This window comes from Pseudomonas weihenstephanensis (genome assembly GCF_001043055.1).
GTDB classification, from domain to species: Bacteria; Pseudomonadota; Gammaproteobacteria; order Pseudomonadales; family Pseudomonadaceae; genus Aquipseudomonas; species Aquipseudomonas weihenstephanensis.
In genome coordinates this window covers 541,094-560,375 of record NZ_JYLF01000002.1, presented here as the reverse complement: position 1 = coordinate 560,375, position 19,282 = coordinate 541,094, and the positions used below count along the sequence as shown (strand labels likewise).

The following is a 19,282-nucleotide window of genomic DNA, read 5'->3' as shown; positions in this document are numbered from 1 at the left end:
CTAAACCCTCAATATTGATACAGCAACCCTACATCCGTAGGGGTTTCGTTAATTTTCGGGCGTTGTCACCCAAACGACTAACCACCACCATTAGCGCCATACGGTTTCCCACACCATGCTTTGACAACAATGACGACACATGATCCCGAACCGTAAAATCACTAATTAGCAACTGTTGTGCTATCGCCTTATTTGTGCGCCCACCCATAAGCAAATCAAGCACCTCTTTCTCCCTAGATGTAAGCTTCATTCCCGCCCCCCATATTTTATCAACCTCAGAGCACATCAAAAAAACACCCGGACACAATACAACCTAGCCATCATTCAAAAAAATGACAACACAGTTTTCCACAACAAAGAGAACTATAAATAGCGGAAACTTATATTGCAGATTCGCAAGAACTTACTTACGCAGACACAAGAATAAAACCACAAAGAGGACATTACAAAAGTCTGATACTTCTTAGCGAAGTATCAGAAACATCAGGATCACAAAGAAAACGATTACAACATCACCAACCGATTCGGCAATTGATTACGCGGTTGGGTTTTGGGGATGTGTTGCGCCAGCAATTGCGCGCTGGCCTCAATGCAGGCAATAAAACCTTCGGCGGTATGACCCAGACCCACCCGACGCGTGAAATCACTGACGATGCTGCCCCAGTCGCTGTTATCCAGATGGCGAGAAATGCCTTCATCCACCAGAATTTCAACGTAACGCTCGGCTTCGCTGACAAAGATCAGTACACCGGTACGGCCTTGCGTGTGGTGCAGCTTTTGCTCCAGAAACTGGCGCCGCGCCAGGTTGCTGGCCCGCCAATGCCGCACACGGGGCGGGATCAAGCGGGTGGTAATCGCCGGGATGCGAAAGATCAGGCTGAGGAAGACAAAGCTGGCCCATTGCAGCAGGAGCAGCGAATAGATCTGAATGCCGCCGATAAAAAAGTGCGCCAATGCGGGCACCAGCAAGGCGATCAAGCTGGCCCAGAGCAACGGGATGTAACTGTAGTCGTCCGCGCGCGGGGCTAACACAGTGACAATTTCGGCGTCTGTGTGTTGCTCGGCGCGGGTGACCGCTTCTTCGACCTGCCGTTGTTGCGCTTGTGTGAGTAAAGCCATGAGTGTTTATGCTCGCCTGAAAATTGAATTACCAGCCGCCCGAGGCACCGCCGCCGCCAAAGCTGCCACCGCCGCCACTAAAGCCGCCGCCTCCTGAGCCACCACCAAAACCGCCCCCGCCAAAACCGCCGGAGCGTGAACCGCCCCCGCCGCCCGAGTTGCAGATGCCGTAGAACTGGCACGCGGCAACCACTATGACAAACAGGACGAATAACAGCAGTACGACAAAGGGATGTTCGGCCAGCAAGTCATTGCCATCGCCCTGCCCGCTGGCGTAAGCCGGTTCGGCCAATGGATCGCCACCCAACACCTGAAGGATCGCTGCAACACCGTCGCTGATGCCCTGGCTGAAGTGGCCCGCTTTAAAGGCAGGCGTGATGACTTGATTGAGGATTACCGACGATTGCGCGTCTGTGAGGCGGTCTTCCAGCCCATAACCGACCTCGATGCGCAATTTGCGGTCGTCACGGGCAATGATCAGCAAGGCACCGTTGTTTTTGTCCTTTTGACCGATGCCCCAGGTGCGCCCCAATTGGTAGCCGAAGTCTTCAATGGGGGTGCCTTGCAAATCAGGCACGGTCACTACCACCACCTGCTCGCCGGTGGCTTTTTCGTGGGCTTCTAGCGATTGCGTCAATTGCTGACGTGTGGCGGGATCGAGCATTTGCCCGTCGTCCACTACCCGTCCGCTGAGTGCGGGAAATGTCAGCGCCTGGGCCGTGGCTATAAATAGCCACAGCAGCAGGCCTGACCCCAGTCTTGATATACGCATCTGCACCACGCTGATTGGAAGGGGGAAGGCGTACCCGTAGCAGTTGCCGAGGAACGCAGCCTTCGTTCCTCGGCAGCTGCTACGGGACTCGCGTATTGACCAGGCGACTTAAAACTTCACTTCAGGCGCTTTGTCGGCGTCCGGCGTGGTGGCTTCGAAGGTTGGGCGGACCGGCAAGTCGCTGTACATCACGGCATGCCACAGACGGCCCGGGAAGGTGCGGATTTCAGTGTTGTAGCGCTCTACCGCAAGAATAAAGTCGCGACGGGCCACGCTGATGCGGTTTTCCGTGCCTTCAAGTTGCGATTGCAACGAGAGGAAGTTCTGGTTGGATTTGAGGTCCGGGTAACGTTCCGACACCACCATCAAACGGCTCAAGGCACCTGTCAGTTGGTTTTGCGCGTCCTGGAACTGCTTGAGTTTTTCCGGGTTGTTCAGGGTGCTGGCATCCACCTGAATAGACGTGGCCTTGGCCCGCGCCTCAATCACAGCCGTGAGCGTTGCCTGCTCCTGTTTGGCCGCGCCCTTGACCGTTTCGACCAGATTGGGGATCAAGTCAGAACGACGCTGGTACTGATTCTGCACTTGTGACCAGGCCGCTTTCACCTGCTCATCCAGAGTGGGTATGGTGTTGATGCCGCACCCCGCCAATACGCTGCTCAGCGCCAGCAGTGCGATGACTTTCCAGCCCAAGGCTCTAACGCTTTGTATTCCCATGCTCGTGACGCTCCGAAATGATTGCATTGCGTTCATAGACACCACCCTCGCGCTAAAAACTCCCACTGCACCCTGAATATCTCTTGGCAACACTGGATTGCGGGGGACGAATCAGCTAAAAGACTGCGCAAGATGTAGGAGTATTCCCCTATAAAGATAGGGTAAATTTCTACCATAAATAGACTAAATACCCCTTCCAAAACAATATCGTTCCCAAGCCACCGGTTTACGTGGCGTGAGTGAACGGCGCGCAGAAGAATTTCATGACCAAAATGTGTTTGCTGGCGATCGCGATTAGCCTGACCAGCCACGCCGTCTGGGCCCAAACGCCTGCGGCTCCGTTGCCTCCTAAAGAGGTGTTTGTCGCCGACCTGCTCAAACAAATGACCCTCGATGAAAAAATCGGGCAGTTGCGCCTGATCAGCATTGCAACCGACATGCCCCGCGAATTGATTCGCAAGGAAATCGCCGCAGGCCGCATCGGCGGCACGTTTAATTCGGTGACGCGTCCCGAAAACCGTCCGATGCAAGACGCCGCCATGCGCAGCCGTTTGAAAATCCCCATGTTCTTTGCCTATGACGTGATTCACGGGCATCGCACCATTTTCCCGATCAGTCTGGCACTGGCCTCCAGCTGGGATATGGACGCCATCGCCCTGAGTGGTCGGATTTCGGCCAAGGAAGCCAGCGCCGATAGCCTCGACCTGACGTTTTCGCCGATGGTCGATATCGCTCGCGATCCTCGCTGGGGTCGGACCTCGGAAGGTTTTGGCGAAGACACCTATCTGGTTTCGCGCATTGCCAAGGTCATGGTGCAGGCCTATCAAGGCGTGTCTCCCGCCCTGCCCGGCAACATCATGGCCAGCGTCAAACACTTCGCCCTTTATGGCGCCGTGGAAGGTGGACGGGATTACAACATCGTCGACATGAGTCCTACCCGCATGTTTCAGGATTACCTACCGCCCTACCACGCCGCTATTGAGGCTGGGGCTGGAAGCGTAATGGTGGCGCTGAACTCGATCAACGGGGTACCGGCCACCTCCAACATGTGGCTTATGCAGGATTTATTGCGTAAGGAATGGGGCTTCAAAGGGGTGGCTGTCAGTGATCATGGCGCGATTCTTGAGCTGATCAAGCACGGGGTGGCCAAAGACGAGCGAGAAGCTGCCACGCTGGCGATCAAAGCGGGTGTCGACATGAGCATGAATGACCTGGTGTATGGCAAAGAACTGCCAGGCTTGGTCAAGTCCGGAAAAGTAGCGCAGAGCGATCTGGATAACGCTGTACGCGAGGTGCTTGGCGCCAAATATGACATGGGACTGTTTAATAACCCCTACCTGCGCATAGGTAAGGCTGAAGACGACCCGGCCGATGTCAACGCTGAAAGCCGTCTGCACCGGGCCGAAGCCCGTGACGTAGCGCGAAAAAGTCAGGTGCTGCTCAAGAATGAGTCCCATACCCTGCCCTTGAACAAACAGGCGCGCATCGCGCTGATCGGGCCGCTGGCCGATTCGAAAATCGACATGCTCGGCAGTTGGTCGGGCGCCGGTGTACCCGCGCAATCAGTGACTGTACGTGAAGGGTTGCGCAATGCCATGGGTAAACAGGCCACGCTGACCTACGCCCGGGGCGCCAATGTGACGGATGATCAGACGGTGGTCGACTACCTCAATCATTCCAACCCCAATATGCTCGATGTGACCAATGACCCGCGCCCGGCGCAAGTCATGCTCGATGAAGCCGTCAAAGCGGCGCAACAGGCCGATATCGTGGTCGCCGTGGTGGGCGAAGCTCGCGGCATGTCCCATGAAGCCGCCAGCCGCACTGACCTCGACTTGCCAGCCCCGCAGCGTGCCTTGATCAGCGCCCTGAAAGCGACTGGCAAGCCGCTGGTACTGGTGCTGATGAATGGCCGGCCGCTGTCCATTGATCAACAGATACAACAGGCCGACGCGGTGCTGGAAACCTGGTACAGCGGCACTGAAGGCGGCAATGCCATCGCCGACGTGCTGTTTGGCGACTACAACCCGTCGGGCAAACTGCCGATCACATTCCCGCGCTCGGTAGGTCAAATTCCGAGCTACTACAGCCACCTGCGCATTGGTCGCCCCTTCACCCCAGGCAAACCTGGCAACTACACCTCGCAGTACTTTGACGAACCCAACACCCCGCTTTACCCGTTCGGTTATGGCCTGAGCTACACCGACTTCAGCCTGTCAGATGTGCGCCTCTCCAGCGAGACCCTCAAGCCGGGTGCAGCCCTGACGGCCAGCGTGACGGTTAAAAACACCGGCCAGCGTGCAGGTGAGACCGTGGTGCAGCTTTATATACAAGACGTTAGTGCGTCGATGAGCCGCCCCGTCAAAGAGCTGAAAAACTTCCACAAGCTGATGCTTAAGCCCGGCGAAGAGAAAGTTGTGCAGTTCAGCATCGACGAAGACGCCCTGAAGTTTTACAACGCACAGTTGAAATACGCAGCCGAACCCGGTGAGTTCAACGTGCAACTAGGGCTTGATTCACAAAACGTCCAGCAAAAGAGCTTCCAATTGCTCTAATTTCGCGTAACAGCCGGGAAGGCTTTGAACGGTCTTCCCGGCACTTCTTGATGCCAATCTGCGCTTGACCTTTTCTATCTTTGCACCTGCCCCAAAATGCGTTCGGACAGCGCTGTTTTTTGTGGTAGGGTTCGCGCCCTCAAAATTCAGACCGCCGATACGATCCCGCACAAACCAGTGACAAACGGTGTAATGCCGGTGCCATGCGGCCTACATGGATTTTTAGCGTTTCATACACAATTTACACACAGAGTTATCCACAGGAAGTGCATTGCACGAGTCCCGCAAAACGCATATCTTGTATCAATTCCGCCAAAAGACCCTACATGTAGGGTTTCAGGGCAAAAACCCAACACAACCCAGTCGCGAATTTCAAGCCCTTTTCTCGCGCCTGTAGGGTTGAACCAAACGCAGTTTTCAAAGCCCAAACCGCTCATGCGGATGGCAACCGTTTTTTGGCTGATGCCGGAATGCGGCCCGGGTGTTGCAGTCCATAACTGTCACCCACCAGGAATAAGGTTTGAGGCGGTACGCGCAAACCCAAAACTTCGGCAAGGAAGCGGCCCAATACACCCCTTTCTGTACGTCCCGAGGTTGGTATGCCCGGTTAACCACCGGTTGTAGTGCTTCAGGACGCAACGGTGGGCACCTTTTTGAGGCGCCCAAATAAACATAGAGAACGTGGAGACACCCATGCAAACCGACACAACTCGCGAGAACTCGCAGGGTTCTGATTCAAATCTGGATCTATCTGCGACCGCGCCAGGCCAATTGCGCGTGATCAAACGTAACGGAACCGTGGTTCCTTACACCGATGACAAGATCACCGTCGCCATCACCAAAGCGTTTCTTGCAGTTGAAGGCGGCAATGCCGCCGCTTCGTCGCGCATCCACGACACCGTTGCCCGCTTGACCGAACAAGTCACTGCGACGTTCAAGCGCCGCATGCCATCGGGTGGCACCATCCACATCGAAGAAATCCAGGACCAGGTTGAACTGGCCCTGATGCGCGCCGGCGAGCAGAAAGTAGCCCGTGACTATGTGATCTACCGCGATGCCCGCTCCAAAGAACGTGCCACGCGCGCACCTGCTGCCGACGCTGTTGTCGCTCACCCCTCGATCCGCATCACGCGCGCCGACGGCACCTTTGCACCGCTCGACATGGGCCGCCTGAACACCATCGTCACCGAAGCCTGCGAAGGCCTGGAAGAAGTCGATGGCGACCTGATCCAGCGCGAAACCCTGAAAAACCTGTACGACGGCGTGGCCCTGAGCGACGTCAACACCGCCCTGGTGATGACTGCCCGTACCCTGGTTGAGCGCGAGCCCAATTACTCGTTCGTGACTGCTCGCCTGCTGATGGACACCTTACGTGCCGAAGGCTTGAGCTTCCTGCAAGTGGCCGAAAGCGCCACTCACCACGAAATGGCTGACCTGTACGCCAAGGCCCTGCCTGCCTACATCGCCAAGGGTATTGAGTTCGACCTGCTGAACCCGATTCTGGCGACCTTCGACCTGGAGAAACTGGGCCAGGCGATCAACCACGAGCGCGATCAGCAGTTCACCTACCTGGGCCTGCAAACCCTGTACGACCGTTACTTCATCCACAAGGATGGCGTGCGTTTCGAACTGCCACAAATCTTCTTCATGCGCGTGGCCATGGGCCTTGCGATCGAAGAGAAGCAAAAAGAAGACCGCGCCATCGAGTTCTACAACTTGCTGTCGTCCTTCGACTACATGTCTTCGACGCCGACACTGTTCAACGCCGGTACTCAGCGGCCACAGCTGTCGAGCTGCTACCTGACCACCGTGCCGGATGACCTGTCGGGCATCTACCACGCGATCCACGACAACGCCATGCTGTCCAAATTCGCCGGTGGCCTGGGCAACGACTGGACGCCAGTCCGTGCGCTGGGTTCGTGGATCAAAGGCACCAACGGCAAATCCCAGGGTGTTGTGCCGTTCCTCAAAGTGGTGAACGACACCGCCGTTGCCGTTAACCAGGGTGGCAAGCGTAAAGGCGCCGTGTGCGCTTACCTTGAAACCTGGCACATGGACATCGAAGAGTTCATCGAGCTGCGCAAGAACACCGGTGATGACCGTCGTCGCACCCACGACATGAACACCGCCAACTGGATCCCTGACCTGTTCATGAAGCGCGTCTTCGATGACGGCCCGTGGACCCTGTTCTCGCCCTCCGAAGTACCGGATCTGCACGACCTGACCGGTAAAGCCTTCGAAGAGCGTTACGAGTACTACGAAGCACTGTCTCAGTACCCTGGCAAGATCAAGCTGTTCAAGACCATTCAGGCCAAAGACCTGTGGCGCAAAATGCTGTCCATGCTGTTTGAAACCGGCCACCCGTGGCTGACCTTCAAAGACCCGTGCAACCTGCGCAGCCCGCAGCAGCACGTGGGCGTGGTTCACAGCTCGAACCTGTGCACCGAGATCACCTTGAACACCAACAAGGACGAGATCGCTGTTTGCAACCTGGGGTCGATCAACCTGCCGAACCACATCAAGGACGGCAAGCTGGACACCGCCAAGCTCAAGCGCACCATCGACGTGGCCGTGCGCATGCTCGACAACGTGATCGACATCAACTACTACTCGGTGCCGCAAGCGCGTAACTCGAACTTCAAGCACCGCCCTGTCGGCCTGGGGATCATGGGCTTCCAGGACGCTCTGTACCTGCAACACATTCCGTACGCCTCCCAGGCGGCTGTCGAGTTTGCCGACAAGTCGATGGAAGCCGTCAGCTACTACGCCATTCAGGCGTCGTGCGACCTGGCTGACGAGCGTGGCGCTTACGAGACGTTCCAGGGTTCGCTGTGGTCCAAAGGCATCCTGCCACTGGATTCGCAACAGATCCTGATCGAGCAGCGCGGCCAGAAGTACATTGACGTTGACCTGAACGAATCCCTGGACTGGGCACCGGTTCGCGCCCGTGTACAGAACGGCATTCGTAACTCCAACATCATGGCCATCGCACCGACCGCCACCATCGCCAACATTACCGGCGTGTCGCAGTCGATCGAACCGACCTATCAAAACCTGTATGTGAAATCGAACCTGTCGGGCGAGTTCACCGTGATCAACCCGTACCTGGTTCGCGATCTTAAGGCTCGCGGTCTGTGGGACTCGGTCATGATCAACGACCTGAAGTACTACGACGGTTCGGTGCAGCAGATCGAACGCATCCCGCAAGCGCTCAAAGAGCTGTATGCGACTGCATTTGAAGTGGACACCAAGTGGATCGTCGACGCGGCCAGCCGTCGTCAAAAGTGGATCGACCAGGCTCAGTCGCTGAACCTGTACATCGCAGGCGCTTCGGGCAAAAAACTGGACGTGACCTACCGTATGGCTTGGTACCGTGGCCTGAAAACCACCTACTACCTCCGTGCACTGGCGGCGACCAGCACCGAGAAGTCCACGGTCAACACTGGCAAGCTCAACGCTGTATCGAACGGCAACAACAGCGAAGACGTCGCTGCTGCGCCAGCAGGCCCGGCCCCAGTGCCAAAAGCGTGCGCGATTGACGAGCCGGATTGCGAAGCGTGTCAATAAGCTGAATCGGTAAGCGCCTCGCGGCGCTTACACCAAACCCCCGACAAGCCCTCAGGCTTGTCGGGGGTTTTCTTTTGCCTTAAAAATACCGCGCCTCAGGCGGCCCTAAGCTTGTCACGGCGCAAACCTGCCGAGTCCAGGGCATACGCATCGTTGTAGAACGACGGTGGGTATCCACCACGCTTCCCCCAACGCTCTTCGCGACCGTCGATGACCGCCATCGAGTGAGCATTGCGATTGATGACGCCCAACTGGCCAGAAGCCAGCTCTGCCGCCGAGGTTCTGCGAACGTAATTCTTCAGTCCAAGACGCTGCAAACCTTCATCTGCGTGCTCCCCATCGTTGAGACTCTGGGCCGCCTGCTGGAACGTCATGTTCCGCCGCCCGTCGTTGCCTTCCATTTGTGCACGCTTGGCACTGGCTGCGTACAAGAAATTGGCATCGGTCATCATTTTCGGATCATCACCCTTGAAGCGAGCCTCTCTGGCAGCCACTCTCAACTCATCCTTGGTCAAATGAAGCGAAAACCCATCGCGCATGGTGACGTTAAAGCCATTGGCCGTTTCGCTCACATCTTTGAAAATATCCGTGGGTTTCTGCCCTGCAGCCATCATGGCGGCCTTGATGGCCGAAACCGTAATGCAATTTCCGTCAGGTCCCTGACTGAAGCCGCTCCAGATGTTGGCAGGCTGTTTGCCCGGATCGGAATGATCAGGTTTGTAGTTGAAATATTTAGCACCGTCAGTAATCGGCTTGTTGCTCACCCTGTCGCCCGGACCTATCGGAGACGGGTTAATGCCTGGGCTTGGACCTGGACTTGGACTTGGACTTGGACCCGGACTTGGCGGCGGGACGTCGTCATCCTGCCACATCGACTTAATCAATCTGCGTAGAAACTCAAGAAACTCTACCGAGGCCTCTGCTTCTTTGCGCAACTGATCAAGAATTTCTTTAAATTTTTCATCACCGAGCTTTGTGCGAAGCGCCTCCAGCTTCTCAGTCAGTTCTTTAATCCTATGATCCCGAGTTGGTCTCATAACATCAAACAACTCGTTAAGCAGCTTCTTCACCGTACTGGCATTCACCTCAGACCCTACCGGGTCTGCTCTGGCTGCGGGGCCTACCAGTGAATAAAATGCATCGTTTGCTGCACTCCGCCGGTGTATTCCAGAAACATTCATATCCTGTCCTCCCTAGATTGGCGAGCCATCAGGCTCCACCTAAATCAGTGGCGGGCAGTCTCGCGAGGTTCCTATTACAAGCATGTCAATATTTGAACAGCCGCTGCTGGACAGAATGTGTGTTTGAGACACAAAAAAACCCCTCTTACGAGGGGTTTTCTGTGGAGCGCTAACGCATCAGGTCATCTGAATGATGGTCTGCATGATGGTGCTCTGGGTGGAGATGGTTTTGGCGTTGGCCTGGTAGTTGCTCTGCGCTTTAATCAGGTCAACCAGTTCGTTGGTCAGGTTGACGTTGGAGTCTTCCAGCGAGTTGGACTTGATGGCGCCCAGGCTGCCGATTTGCGGTGCATCGTAACCGGCCTGACCCGAGGCGAAGGTTTCTTTCCAGGCTGTACCGCCGATAGGCTGCAAACCTTGCTCGTTGGTGAAGCTGGCGAGCGAGATCTGGCCAATGGCACGGCTCTGGTTGTTGCTGAAGTTGGCAAACATCACGCCCGAACCGTCGATAGTCAGGTTGGTGATCTGGCCAGTGGCATAACCGTCCTGGGTCGGCGGGTTACGCGAGGTGTCGGTGTTGTACTGGGTGGTTTTGGCCATGTTGATGGCAATACCGCCATCTTTGGAGGCGGCACCGTTGGACACCCACTTACCGTTAACCTCGGCTCCTGGCATCCAGTTACCCACCGTCAGGGTGCTGCTGATGATGTCTGGCTTGGTCGGGTCCGGGTCAGGCGTGGTGACGCTGGTCAGCGCGCCTGCCGAGTCGAAGACCATGGTCGAGGCGACCGGGGCCTCGGCATCTTTACCCGTGACCGGGCTGCCGTCCGGGTTGCGGCCATCGATCAGGGTGTAAGTTTTCCAGGTGTTGGAATCGGTTTTCACCATGTACTGATCCATCGGGTGCGGGTTGCCCTGAGTATCGTAAACAGTGGTGCTGAATTTTTTGCTGTAGGTTTCAAGCTTTGAAGGGTCGAACGGGTTTTTCACCTGATCGACCACATCGCTGGTCGAGTTCAGGTTGATGGTCGAGTCCACCGAGCCGCTCGCCTTGGGCGCCAGGTTCGAGGTGTCGATACGCAGGTCCGTCAGCACGCCATTGATGATTTTGCCGTTGGCGTCAACGCCGTAACCCTGCAACCGCGCGCTGCCATCAGTGTTGGTGACGTAGCCTTCTTTATCGGCCTTGAACGTACCGGCACGGGTGTAGCTCAGCGAGCCGTTTTCGCTCAGCACGAAAAAGCCGCTGCCCTGAATGCCCATGTCCAGCAGGTTGCCGGTGTTGTTGATCGAACCTTGGGCAAAGTTCTGCGAGACGTTGGCCAGGTTCACACCGCTGCCGATGGTCTTGCTGCCGACGCCCAGCTTGCTCGCCGAGTAAATATCCGAGAACTCGGCGCGCGACGCTTTGAAACCGCTGGTGGCAACGTTGGCAATGTTGTTGCCGGTAACGTCGAGTTGTTTGTTGGCCGCATAGAGGCCGCTAAGGCCGATATTAAAAGACATGTTTCACTCCTTGAGGCGTATGGGTCGGCTTAGAGGCCAATGGTCTGGACTTTGGACATGCCAATGCTGCCCAGACCTGCGAGATTGAGCATGATTTCACCGCCGGTTTTGCTCAGCGTCACACTGTTAACTGTGGCGGGCAGGTAGGTGGTGAGCGCCGTGGTGGTGGTGTCGGTTTTAGACGAGGCGGTAAAGGTGTAGTTACCTTTAGGCATCAGCTCACCGTCATCATTTTTGCCGTCCCAGGTGAAGTCGACATTGCCGGCTTTCTGTGCGGGCATCTGAATCGTTCTGACCAGTTCGCCGTCTGCATCGGTGATGGTGATGGTTGGCTTGGTGTCTGCCTCTTTCACCACGACCGTGCCGTTGAACGGTTTTTCGCTGGCGGTATCGACCAACGCTTCACCGGTTTGCACGATCACCGAACGGCCCACCAGCGACGACGCCTGCAAGGCTTGCGAGGACTGCAAGCCGCCGGTGATGGCGTTCACCGAGTCATTGAGAGTGGTGATGCCTTCCAGGCTGCTGAACTGCGCCAACTGCGCGACGAACGCGGTGTTGTCTTGCGGGTCCAGCGGGTTCTGGTTTTTCAGCTGGGTGACCAGCAGTTGCAAGAACGCATCCTTGCCCAGGGCTTTATCGTTGCCGGCAACTGCCTTGGACGCCGCCGCCAGGCTGGTGTCCTTGGTTTTAGCCTGGGCAGAGTTGGCCAGCACCTGATTGAGGGTTTTGTTGCTGACGGAATCGGTCACACTCATTTGCGTCGTTCCTTATCACTGACCCAGGGTCAGTACCTTCTGCATCATGGTTTTGGCGGTGTTCATCATTTCGGCGTTGGTCTGGAACGAACGACTGGCGGAAATCATGTCAGCCATTTCTTCAACCACGTTGACGTTGGGGTAGTACACATACCCTTTGGCGTCGGCAGAAGGATGGTTCGGCTCGTAGCGGGCGTCGAGGTTGCTTTGGTCTTCGACCACGCCCAGCACTTGTACGCCCTGCCCGGCTGCGTCCTGATTCTGGAACAGCGAACCGCCGTTACCGCTTTGCGCGCCCTGAAACATGGTGGCGAACACCGGGTGACGGGCGCGGTAGGTTTGGTCGATGCTCGACGAAACGGTCTCGGCGTTGGCGATGTTACTGGCGACGGTGTTCAGTCGAGTGGTCTGAGCGCTCATGCCGCTACCGGCAATATTGAAAACACTGGCTAGAGACATGGATTACTCTCCGCGCAGGGCTGATACCAGCCCTTTGAATTTGCTGTTGAGCAGCGTGAAGCTGGCCTGGAAGTTGACCGCATTCTCTGCGTAGTTCGATTGTTCGAGCTGAGCATCCACCGTGTTCTGGTCGATAGAGGGCTGCATCGGCGTGCGGTACAACAATGACTCGTCGCCACTGCTCAGGCCCTGAGCTTCGATATGGCGGCTGTTGGTCATGTTCAAGGCAAAGCTGCCGTTCTTGTTTTTGTCACTCTGTGCGGCAAGCACAGAGGCAAAATCCAAGTCCCGAGCCTTGTAGTTCGGGGTATCGGCGTTGGCGATGTTGTTCGCCAGGACTTCGGCGCGCTGTGCGCGAAAGCCAAGGGCTTGCTCATGGATACCGAGCGCTTTATCGAAGCTGATGCTCATGTCGGAAAACCTTTGTGGGCTGACCTGAGAATGTGGTTCAGGTCTTACATGCAGTGGATAGAGCAAACCCCGTGCCAGTTTTCACATCCCCATATTTCAAGGCTTTGCGAGGAGATGAGCTGCGCCAATGCCAGAAAAGCGGCAATGACTGACCGCCGACTGCCGCTTTTCTGCCGCTTTGTTCCTCGACAACCGCTCAAGAGCATGAATAGAACAGCGCGCTGGCGCTGGCGCACAAAAAAACGGGAGCCTTGCGGGCTCCCGTTTTGATGTGGCGCAGATCGACTTACTTAGCCTGATAGATGATGCCCGGACTGCACTGAACCATCTGGTAGTGATCCGGCAAGCCGTTCAATGCCTCGGATGCACCGAGGAACAGATACCCCCCTGGCTTCAAGGTGCTGTGAATACGCAACAGGATGTCTTTTTTGACCTCCGCCGAGAAGTAGATCAGCACGTTGCGGCAGAACACCATGTCGAACTTGCCCAACCCGGCGTAGCTGTCCAGCAGGTTGAACGAGCGAAACTCGACGCGATTTTTGATCGGCGCCTTGATCACCCAACGCCCCGGCCCTTTCGGATCGAAGTAACGTTGCAAGCGCTCCTGGGACAAACCACGACCAATCGCGAGGCTGTCGTACTCGCCCGTTTTGCAGGTGTTAAGCATCAAACTGGACAGGTCGGTGGCCACAATCTGCACGCCCGCCTTCAATTGCCCAAGGTTGGTGCGCTCATATTCATCAATGGCCATTGACAGCGAAAACGGCTCTTGCCCCGAAGAGCACGCCGCCGACCAGATACGTAAACGTTGACCCGGATTAGCCTTGGTCAGCTCAGGCAGGACTTTGTTCTTCAGCACTTCAAAGGGGTAGGTATCGCGAAACCACAGGGTTTCGTTGGTGGTCATTGCATCGACCACCTGCTCACGCAACCCGCTGCGGGGCTGGCTCTGGATGCGCTGAATCAGCTCACCCAGCGACTTGATACCTTGCTGTTCCATCAGCTTGTTGAGACGGCTGGAAACAAGGTACTGCTTGTTCTCACCTAGCAAAATGCCACAGGCTTTTTCCAGGAAAACCCGGAACTGCTCAAAATCCAAATTACCCGTAGACAAATGATCCTGCCTCTATCAATCGTGTTAACCGCCAAGGGCCAAGCCCCTAGCTGTGGTCTGCTTCTTTGATCCGGTCAACTACCCGGGATGCCAGGTCATCAGGGCGGAATTTTGCCAAAAAGTCATTGGCGCCGACTTTTTTGACCATCGCCTGATTGAATACCCCGGACAACGAAGTATGCAGAATGATGTGCAACTTTTGCATGCGCGGATCGCTGCGGATTTCGGACGTCAGGGTGTAACCGTCCATTTCCGGCATCTCGATGTCCGAGATCATCATCAGAAACTCTTCTGACGGGTCTTTGCCTTCGTCCACCATGTTCTTCAGGTATTGCAGCGCCTGACGGCCGTCATTGAGCGACACCACTTCAACGCCGACCGTTTGCAGGCAACGTGTTACCTGCTTGCGCGCCACTGAGGAGTCATCCACCGTCAGCACTCGCAACGACACGGCTTTGCTCTGGGTTTCAACGTCAACTACACCGTGCGAAATGCTTTCGGATGAGGGCGAAACTTCAGACAGGATTTTTTCAACGTCGATGATTTCGACCAACTGATCATCCAGCCGCGTCACCGCCGTCAGGTAGTGATCACGCCCGGTGCCCTTGGGTGGCGGATGAATCTCCTCCCAGTTCATGTTGACAATGCGCTCAACCGAACGCACCAGAAAACCCTGCGTTTTAGTGTTGTACTCGGTAATGATCACAAACGGGCTGCTTTGATCTTTCAAAGCGCCTGCGCCGGTGGCCATCGCCAAGTCGAGAATCGGAATGGTCGCCCCCCGAATACTCGCCACACCGCAGACCACCGGGTGAGATTTTGGCATCACTGTCAGCTTGGGGCATTGCAGCACCTCGCGGACTTTGAACACGTTAATCCCGTACAACTGCTGCCCGTCCAGGCGAAACAACAACAGCTCTAGGCGGTTTTGCCCCACCAGTTGAGTGCGCTGGTTAACCGCATCCATCACCCCAGCCATACTCGGTTCCCCTCAAAAACTTTAAGTTGCGACGCACATAACCCGGTAAACGGCACGGGCTTTGCTATTTATCCGCCATGAATGCAAAAACGACAATTTCTCGCCACTGGCCGATTCCTCAGACGCTGCGCCGCCGCTTTTTAAGCTTCCTTGCGGCCGGGTGCCTGATAAGCGCTGGAGCACAATCCTACGCTGATGGGTTTACATCTCCTACTCAGCTTATCGGCGTGACCCAAGGCTTTCTTGAATTCACTGTCGAAGACTACCTCGCCACTGGTCATATAGAAGGCCGCTACGAGATCCAGGTAAACAACCTGGACCCCCGCCTGCGCCTGGCCCAGTGCGACAAGGAATTGACAGCCACCCTTGAAAGCCCGGCCCAACCCATGGGCCGCGTCACCGTGCGCGTACGCTGTGAGGGTAGCTCGCCCTGGACGATCTTCGTACCGGCGCAGGTCAAGTTGTTCCGCGAGGTAGTGACCGTTACCCACCCGCTCAAGCGCGGCATGGTGATCGACTATGACGACGTAGTCCTGCGTGAGCGGGACATCAGCCTGATCAATCAGGGCTACATGACGGCTGTGGAACTGGCCGTTGGCCAAAAACTTCTGCGACCAATGGTCACCGACCAAGTGCTGACGTTGACGCATCTGGAGCAGGCCGCCGTAGTACGCAAGGGCGATCAGGTGGTGATCAACGCCCGCAGCGGCACACTGACTGTCAGAATGCCCGGCGAAGCGCTGTCCGACGGCGGCCTCAGCGAACAGGTTCGGGTCAAGAACCTGAACTCCAAACGGGTGATCAAAGCGCGCATTACCGGGCCAGGGCAAGTCGAGGTGGCTTTGTAGGACAGTTGGCATACGTACCTCAACTTTCCTACACTGTCGCTTGACGCAGATCAGTACTGATTCGCGTCGACCTATGATTAATCGAGCCTAAAGTTTTCTCGGGTATGGCCGAAAACATGGCAAGCGTCCAAATACCCAGAGGTTTTCCAACATGGTCATCGACTTCAGTCGCCTAAACAGCACCACGCCTTTAACCGGCAGTACGCGCAGCAACGCCACTCAGGAAGCAGGTAGCGCCACGCAAGCGGCCCCTGTTAACGCTGAGCGCGCTGATGCCAACGCCCCGAGCGGGGAATCTGTGCATCTGAGCCACGAGGCACAACAGTTGCAAAAAATCAGCGATTCGCTGCGTGACCAACCGGTTGTCGACAAAAGCCGTGTGGCTGAGTTGAAACAGGCCATTGCCGATGGTAGCTACACCGTCGACAGCAATCGGGTCGCCAGCAAATTGCTTAACTTGGAAGCCCAGCGCTAGCCTTCGCGGCAAGCGCCAGGCTTTTGGACGCTTAAATTCCAGAGCCAGCCATGCACGACACGACTTTACTGCAACTGATCAACGACGACTTCGGCTCGGCCCAGACACTGCTCAGCCTGCTGCAAGACGAAACAGTCGCCCTGCAAGGGCGCGATATGCTGGTGCTCGAAAAGATCCTGGCACGCAAGCAGTCGCTCATCATTCTGCTCGACCAGCATGGGCGCAAACGCAGCGAACTGCTGGTTAGCCTCGGCTTGACAGCCAACCACAGCGGCCTTGAACAATTGGCCAGCCACTCCGATGTTGGCCCGCAACTGCTGGCCCAAAGCGCTGCACTGAATCAGTTGCTGGCTGAGTGCCAAGCTGCCAATGCAGTCAATGGCCAAGCCATCCAGACGCAACAGCTCATTACTGCCAATCAACAGCGCATCCTGCACGGCGGCGAAGCCCATACGTTGTATGACGCTCGCGGCACCACAGCGCTGGTCAACAAACCACGCGCCTTCAGTCAGGCTTAAGCTCGCCGGCCTGCACTATCCTAAGGACGCAACATACTGGCAAAATGCCGCCTTTTGCGTGTTGTTGTATTTTGTCTGGAGATTGACGAACCGTGTCCACTGCCGAAGATGCTCCGCAGCCTCCAAAGGTATTCACCTCTGCCTTGGAAATTTCCGCCACTTTGCGGATGCTAAAAGAGAGCCATGACCCCCTGATCATCACCTTCCACGAACGCAGTCAGCGCTTTCAGAGCTATTTGATTGACGTAGATCGCGATACCGCCACCCTCGCCTTTGATGAAATGATCCCGCGTGACGGTGAGCGTTTTCTTGAAGCTGGCGAGCCGTTTCGCGTTGAAGGTTTTCATGATGGCGTACGCATAGCCTGGGAATGCACCACTCAACTGACCATTGAAGACAAAGACGGTCACCGCAGTTATCACGGCGCCTTACCGAGCGAAATCGTTTACCACCAGCGCCGTAATGCGTTCCGCGCAGCACTCAAGCTGGCGGACTTGGTCAGCGTAAAAGTCGACGGGGACAAGATTAAATTCCCGATCGAAGGCAAGTTGCTGGATGTGTCCGCCACAGGCTGCAAGCTGAGGTTTGAAGGCGACATCAGTGAACGTCTGCAATTGGGGCAAGTCTACGAGCGCTTTAACGCCGCCCTGCCCTTTGGCGCCATGACCACGCCTGTGGAGTTGCGCTACCTGCACTTTGAAGAGCGTCTGAACATCACCTTTGCCGGCATGCGTTTTCACAACATGAGCGGCGGTGTGCAGCGTCAGGTCGAGCGTTTTGTGTATCAGTTGCAACGTGATGCGCGACGCTTTGATAAAGACGACGATTATTGAGTGATCCCCCCCCTAAAGAGAGAGGGGTTTAAGCGCACACTGCTTCAGTCCTTACGCAGATCGGCGCCCTCTTCCTCCGGGAGGGGGCCGGGATGAGGCTCTTCAGGCTCAACCACCGGCTCGACACTGTCCTGCATCTGCTCCTGCACCACCTGCTCGTCCACCCGCGGGTCAAGCGCTGCCACCAAGGGCGAACTGGACATGCTGTCGGGCATGGCGACGTGCTGCAACGGCGCATCGTCGACCTGGTGCAAGTTGGTGACCGCATTCGGTCGGATGCGCCACACCAGCACCAGCCCCGTCACACTGAAAAACGCGTACAGCATCTGACTGCCCAGCACCTTCATCAGCACACCTGCCACCAGCGGTCCGACGCTGGCGCCAATGCCGTAGGTCACCAGCAACATGGCGGTCAATGACACGCGCCGCTCAGCTTCTACGTGGTCATTGGCAAACGCCACCGCCAGCGGATAGATGCAAAACTGCACCAGCGCGCTGAGCCAACCCGCGACAAACAATACCTCCAGCGGCACGGTTGGCATGATCGCCAGCGGCAGCGACACCACCGCCAGGATGAACGCAAACACACGAATCAACAGCGGCCGGTCATAGCGATCCGACAACCAGCCCAACGGCCACTGCGCCAGCAGCCCGGCAAAAATACAGCACCCCATGTACAAACCGACCAACTCGGTGGACAAGCCCTGCTGCGTGGCATACAGCGGCGCCAGACCGTAGAACGAACCCACCAGCAGCCCGGCGCCCATCACGGCGATCAGCGACTGTGGTACGCGCTTGATGAAGAACTTGGGGTCCATCGGCGCGGGGTGCAAAGGCGCCGGGTGGATGCGCCGGGTCATAGCCACGGGCACCAGGCACAGGGCAAAGCACAGCGCCACCAGCATCAGCAATTCAAGGCCCAACTGCGGGTGAATGACCAAAATCAATTGCCCGAGCACAAGGCCCAGATACGAGGCAATCATATACAGGCTGAACACCACGCCGCGCTGCTTGGCGTCGGCCTGCTCGTTAAGCCAGCTTTCGATGACCATGTATTGGCACATCATGCCCAAACCCACGATAACCCTGAGCAGCAGCCACATAGGCAGCCAGTCGGTTAAACCGTGACACAACACCGCTGCGCCGACGATCCCGGCGCAGGTGGCATACGCACGAATGTGCCCCACGCGCGCGATCAAGCGGTGGCCAATCTTGCCGCCCAATACCAGGCCAAAATAGTTGGCCGCCATCAAGCCACCAATCCACAGGCCATCAACATTGTCGGCCGCAAGGCGCAAGGCAAGGTAGGTGCTCAACAAGCCCGAGCCGATCAACATCATCAGCGAGGCGAAATACAGCGCTTTAAAAGACTTCCAGATTTGGCGCATCGGCGTTGCGCGACTCCATGCAGTGGCGGTCGGGCTATCTGACGATAGCCGAGCGCAGCAGGTTCAAACGGTCAAGCCGCAA

General features: G+C 56.6%; 18 protein-coding genes. 6 read left to right on the top strand and 12 right to left on the bottom strand.

What is annotated here, in order from left to right; translation table 11 throughout:
• Positions 1-28: 28 nt before the first annotated feature.
• The 4 genes from TU86_RS06800 to TU86_RS06785 all read right to left on the bottom strand — a co-directional run bounded on the left by TU86_RS06800 (position 29) and on the right by TU86_RS06785 (position 2,608).
• Positions 29-250, bottom strand: coding sequence for a LuxR C-terminal-related transcriptional regulator (locus tag TU86_RS06800; RefSeq protein WP_088500058.1), 222 nt, complete (start codon positions 248-250; stop codon positions 29-31).
• 254 nt (positions 251-504) lie between these two features.
• Positions 505-1,119: a TPM domain-containing protein gene (locus tag TU86_RS06795; protein ID WP_048363527.1), complete on the bottom strand. Its 615-nt coding sequence runs from the start codon at positions 1,117-1,119 to the stop codon at positions 505-507.
• A gap of 28 nt (positions 1,120-1,147) precedes the next feature.
• Entirely contained in the window at positions 1,148-1,891 is a 744-nt protein-coding gene (locus TU86_RS23485) for a TPM domain-containing protein (RefSeq protein ID WP_048363526.1), read from the bottom strand.
• A 108-nt stretch (positions 1,892-1,999) separates the two neighbouring features.
• Positions 2,000-2,608 carry a LemA family protein gene (locus TU86_RS06785; protein WP_048363525.1) on the bottom strand — a complete coding sequence of 203 codons (609 nt, stop codon included), beginning with the start codon at positions 2,606-2,608 and terminating at the stop codon, positions 2,000-2,002.
• Between the two features lie 263 nt (positions 2,609-2,871).
• Between TU86_RS06785 and bglX the strand changes: the two genes are divergently transcribed.
• Positions 2,872-5,163: a beta-glucosidase BglX gene (bglX, locus tag TU86_RS06780; RefSeq protein ID WP_048363524.1), complete on the top strand. Its 2,292-nt coding sequence runs from the start codon at positions 2,872-2,874 to the stop codon at positions 5,161-5,163.
• A 693-nt stretch (positions 5,164-5,856) separates the two neighbouring features.
• Positions 5,857-8,730: a ribonucleoside-diphosphate reductase subunit alpha gene (locus TU86_RS06775; RefSeq protein ID WP_048363523.1), complete on the top strand. Its 2,874-nt coding sequence runs from the start codon at positions 5,857-5,859 to the stop codon at positions 8,728-8,730.
• Positions 8,731-8,825: 95 nt separating this feature from the next.
• Here the strand turns inward: TU86_RS06775 and TU86_RS06770 are convergent, their stop codons facing one another.
• The 7 genes from TU86_RS06770 to TU86_RS06740 form a co-directional block, all read right to left on the bottom strand.
• Positions 8,826-9,911 carry a hypothetical protein gene (locus tag TU86_RS06770; protein ID WP_048363522.1) on the bottom strand — a complete coding sequence of 362 codons (1,086 nt, stop codon included), beginning with the start codon at positions 9,909-9,911 and terminating at the stop codon, positions 8,826-8,828.
• Positions 9,912-10,088: 177 nt separating this feature from the next.
• Positions 10,089-11,417, bottom strand: coding sequence for a flagellar hook protein FlgE (gene flgE, locus TU86_RS06765; protein WP_048363521.1), 1,329 nt, complete (start codon positions 11,415-11,417; stop codon positions 10,089-10,091).
• A gap of 29 nt (positions 11,418-11,446) precedes the next feature.
• On the bottom strand, positions 11,447-12,175 hold the full coding sequence (gene flgD / locus TU86_RS06760; RefSeq protein ID WP_048363520.1) for a flagellar hook assembly protein FlgD: 729 nt from the start codon (positions 12,173-12,175) through the stop codon (positions 11,447-11,449).
• Between the two features lie 15 nt (positions 12,176-12,190).
• Complete coding sequence (gene flgC / locus TU86_RS06755; protein ID WP_048363519.1) at positions 12,191-12,634, bottom strand: flagellar basal body rod protein FlgC; 444 nt, start codon at positions 12,632-12,634, stop codon at positions 12,191-12,193.
• Between the two features lie 3 nt (positions 12,635-12,637).
• On the bottom strand, positions 12,638-13,045 hold the full coding sequence (flgB, locus tag TU86_RS06750; RefSeq protein WP_048363518.1) for a flagellar basal body rod protein FlgB: 408 nt from the start codon (positions 13,043-13,045) through the stop codon (positions 12,638-12,640).
• A gap of 286 nt (positions 13,046-13,331) precedes the next feature.
• Positions 13,332-14,159, bottom strand: coding sequence for a protein-glutamate O-methyltransferase CheR (cheR, locus tag TU86_RS06745; protein ID WP_048363517.1), 828 nt, complete (start codon positions 14,157-14,159; stop codon positions 13,332-13,334).
• A gap of 46 nt (positions 14,160-14,205) precedes the next feature.
• Positions 14,206-15,138: a chemotaxis protein CheV gene (locus TU86_RS06740; RefSeq protein ID WP_048363516.1), complete on the bottom strand. Its 933-nt coding sequence runs from the start codon at positions 15,136-15,138 to the stop codon at positions 14,206-14,208.
• A gap of 77 nt (positions 15,139-15,215) precedes the next feature.
• Between TU86_RS06740 and flgA the strand changes: the two genes are divergently transcribed.
• The 4 genes from flgA (at position 15,216) to TU86_RS06720 (ending at position 17,812) form a co-directional block, all read left to right on the top strand.
• Complete coding sequence (gene flgA, locus TU86_RS06735) at positions 15,216-15,986, top strand: flagellar basal body P-ring formation chaperone FlgA (RefSeq protein ID WP_048363515.1); 771 nt, start codon at positions 15,216-15,218, stop codon at positions 15,984-15,986.
• A 151-nt stretch (positions 15,987-16,137) separates the two neighbouring features.
• The gene (gene flgM, locus TU86_RS06730; RefSeq protein ID WP_048363514.1) at positions 16,138-16,461 is read left to right on the top strand and encodes a flagellar biosynthesis anti-sigma factor FlgM; all 324 of its coding nucleotides are present in this window, start codon (positions 16,138-16,140) and stop codon (positions 16,459-16,461) included.
• Positions 16,462-16,511: 50 nt separating this feature from the next.
• The gene (locus TU86_RS06725; protein WP_048363513.1) at positions 16,512-16,979 is read left to right on the top strand and encodes a flagella synthesis protein FlgN; all 468 of its coding nucleotides are present in this window, start codon (positions 16,512-16,514) and stop codon (positions 16,977-16,979) included.
• 92 nt (positions 16,980-17,071) lie between these two features.
• On the top strand, positions 17,072-17,812 hold the full coding sequence (locus TU86_RS06720) for a flagellar brake protein (RefSeq protein WP_048363512.1): 741 nt from the start codon (positions 17,072-17,074) through the stop codon (positions 17,810-17,812).
• A 44-nt stretch (positions 17,813-17,856) separates the two neighbouring features.
• On the opposite strand, the gene TU86_RS06715 is transcribed toward TU86_RS06720, so the two are convergent.
• On the bottom strand, positions 17,857-19,200 hold the full coding sequence (locus TU86_RS06715; protein ID WP_048363511.1) for an MFS transporter: 1,344 nt from the start codon (positions 19,198-19,200) through the stop codon (positions 17,857-17,859).
• Positions 19,201-19,282 lie beyond the last annotated feature (82 nt).

What these genes read in the sequence shown, in the direction of transcription:
- TU86_RS06800 (WP_088500058.1), bottom strand. Translation starts at nt 250, where the DNA reads ATGAAGCTTACATCTAGGGAGAAAGAGGTGCTTGATTTGCTTATGGGT.
- TU86_RS06795 (WP_048363527.1), bottom strand. Translation starts at nt 1,119, where the DNA reads ATGGCTTTACTCACACAAGCGCAACAACGGCAGGTCGAAGAAGCGGTC.
- TU86_RS23485 (WP_048363526.1), bottom strand. Translation starts at nt 1,891, where the DNA reads ATGCGTATATCAAGACTGGGGTCAGGCCTGCTGCTGTGGCTATTTATA.
- TU86_RS06785 (WP_048363525.1), bottom strand. Translation starts at nt 2,608, where the DNA reads ATGGGAATACAAAGCGTTAGAGCCTTGGGCTGGAAAGTCATCGCACTG.
- bglX (WP_048363524.1), top strand. Translation starts at nt 2,872, where the DNA reads ATGACCAAAATGTGTTTGCTGGCGATCGCGATTAGCCTGACCAGCCAC.
- TU86_RS06775 (WP_048363523.1), top strand. Translation starts at nt 5,857, where the DNA reads ATGCAAACCGACACAACTCGCGAGAACTCGCAGGGTTCTGATTCAAAT.
- TU86_RS06770 (WP_048363522.1), bottom strand. Translation starts at nt 9,911, where the DNA reads ATGAATGTTTCTGGAATACACCGGCGGAGTGCAGCAAACGATGCATTT.
- flgE (WP_048363521.1), bottom strand. Translation starts at nt 11,417, where the DNA reads ATGTCTTTTAATATCGGCCTTAGCGGCCTCTATGCGGCCAACAAACAA.
- flgD (WP_048363520.1), bottom strand. Translation starts at nt 12,175, where the DNA reads ATGAGTGTGACCGATTCCGTCAGCAACAAAACCCTCAATCAGGTGCTG.
- flgC (WP_048363519.1), bottom strand. Translation starts at nt 12,634, where the DNA reads ATGTCTCTAGCCAGTGTTTTCAATATTGCCGGTAGCGGCATGAGCGCT.
- flgB (WP_048363518.1), bottom strand. Translation starts at nt 13,045, where the DNA reads ATGAGCATCAGCTTCGATAAAGCGCTCGGTATCCATGAGCAAGCCCTT.
- TU86_RS06740 (WP_048363516.1), bottom strand. Translation starts at nt 15,138, where the DNA reads ATGGCTGGGGTGATGGATGCGGTTAACCAGCGCACTCAACTGGTGGGG.
- flgA (WP_048363515.1), top strand. Translation starts at nt 15,216, where the DNA reads ATGAATGCAAAAACGACAATTTCTCGCCACTGGCCGATTCCTCAGACG.
- flgM (WP_048363514.1), top strand. Translation starts at nt 16,138, where the DNA reads ATGGTCATCGACTTCAGTCGCCTAAACAGCACCACGCCTTTAACCGGC.
- TU86_RS06725 (WP_048363513.1), top strand. Translation starts at nt 16,512, where the DNA reads ATGCACGACACGACTTTACTGCAACTGATCAACGACGACTTCGGCTCG.
- TU86_RS06715 (WP_048363511.1), bottom strand. Translation starts at nt 19,200, where the DNA reads ATGCGCCAAATCTGGAAGTCTTTTAAAGCGCTGTATTTCGCCTCGCTG.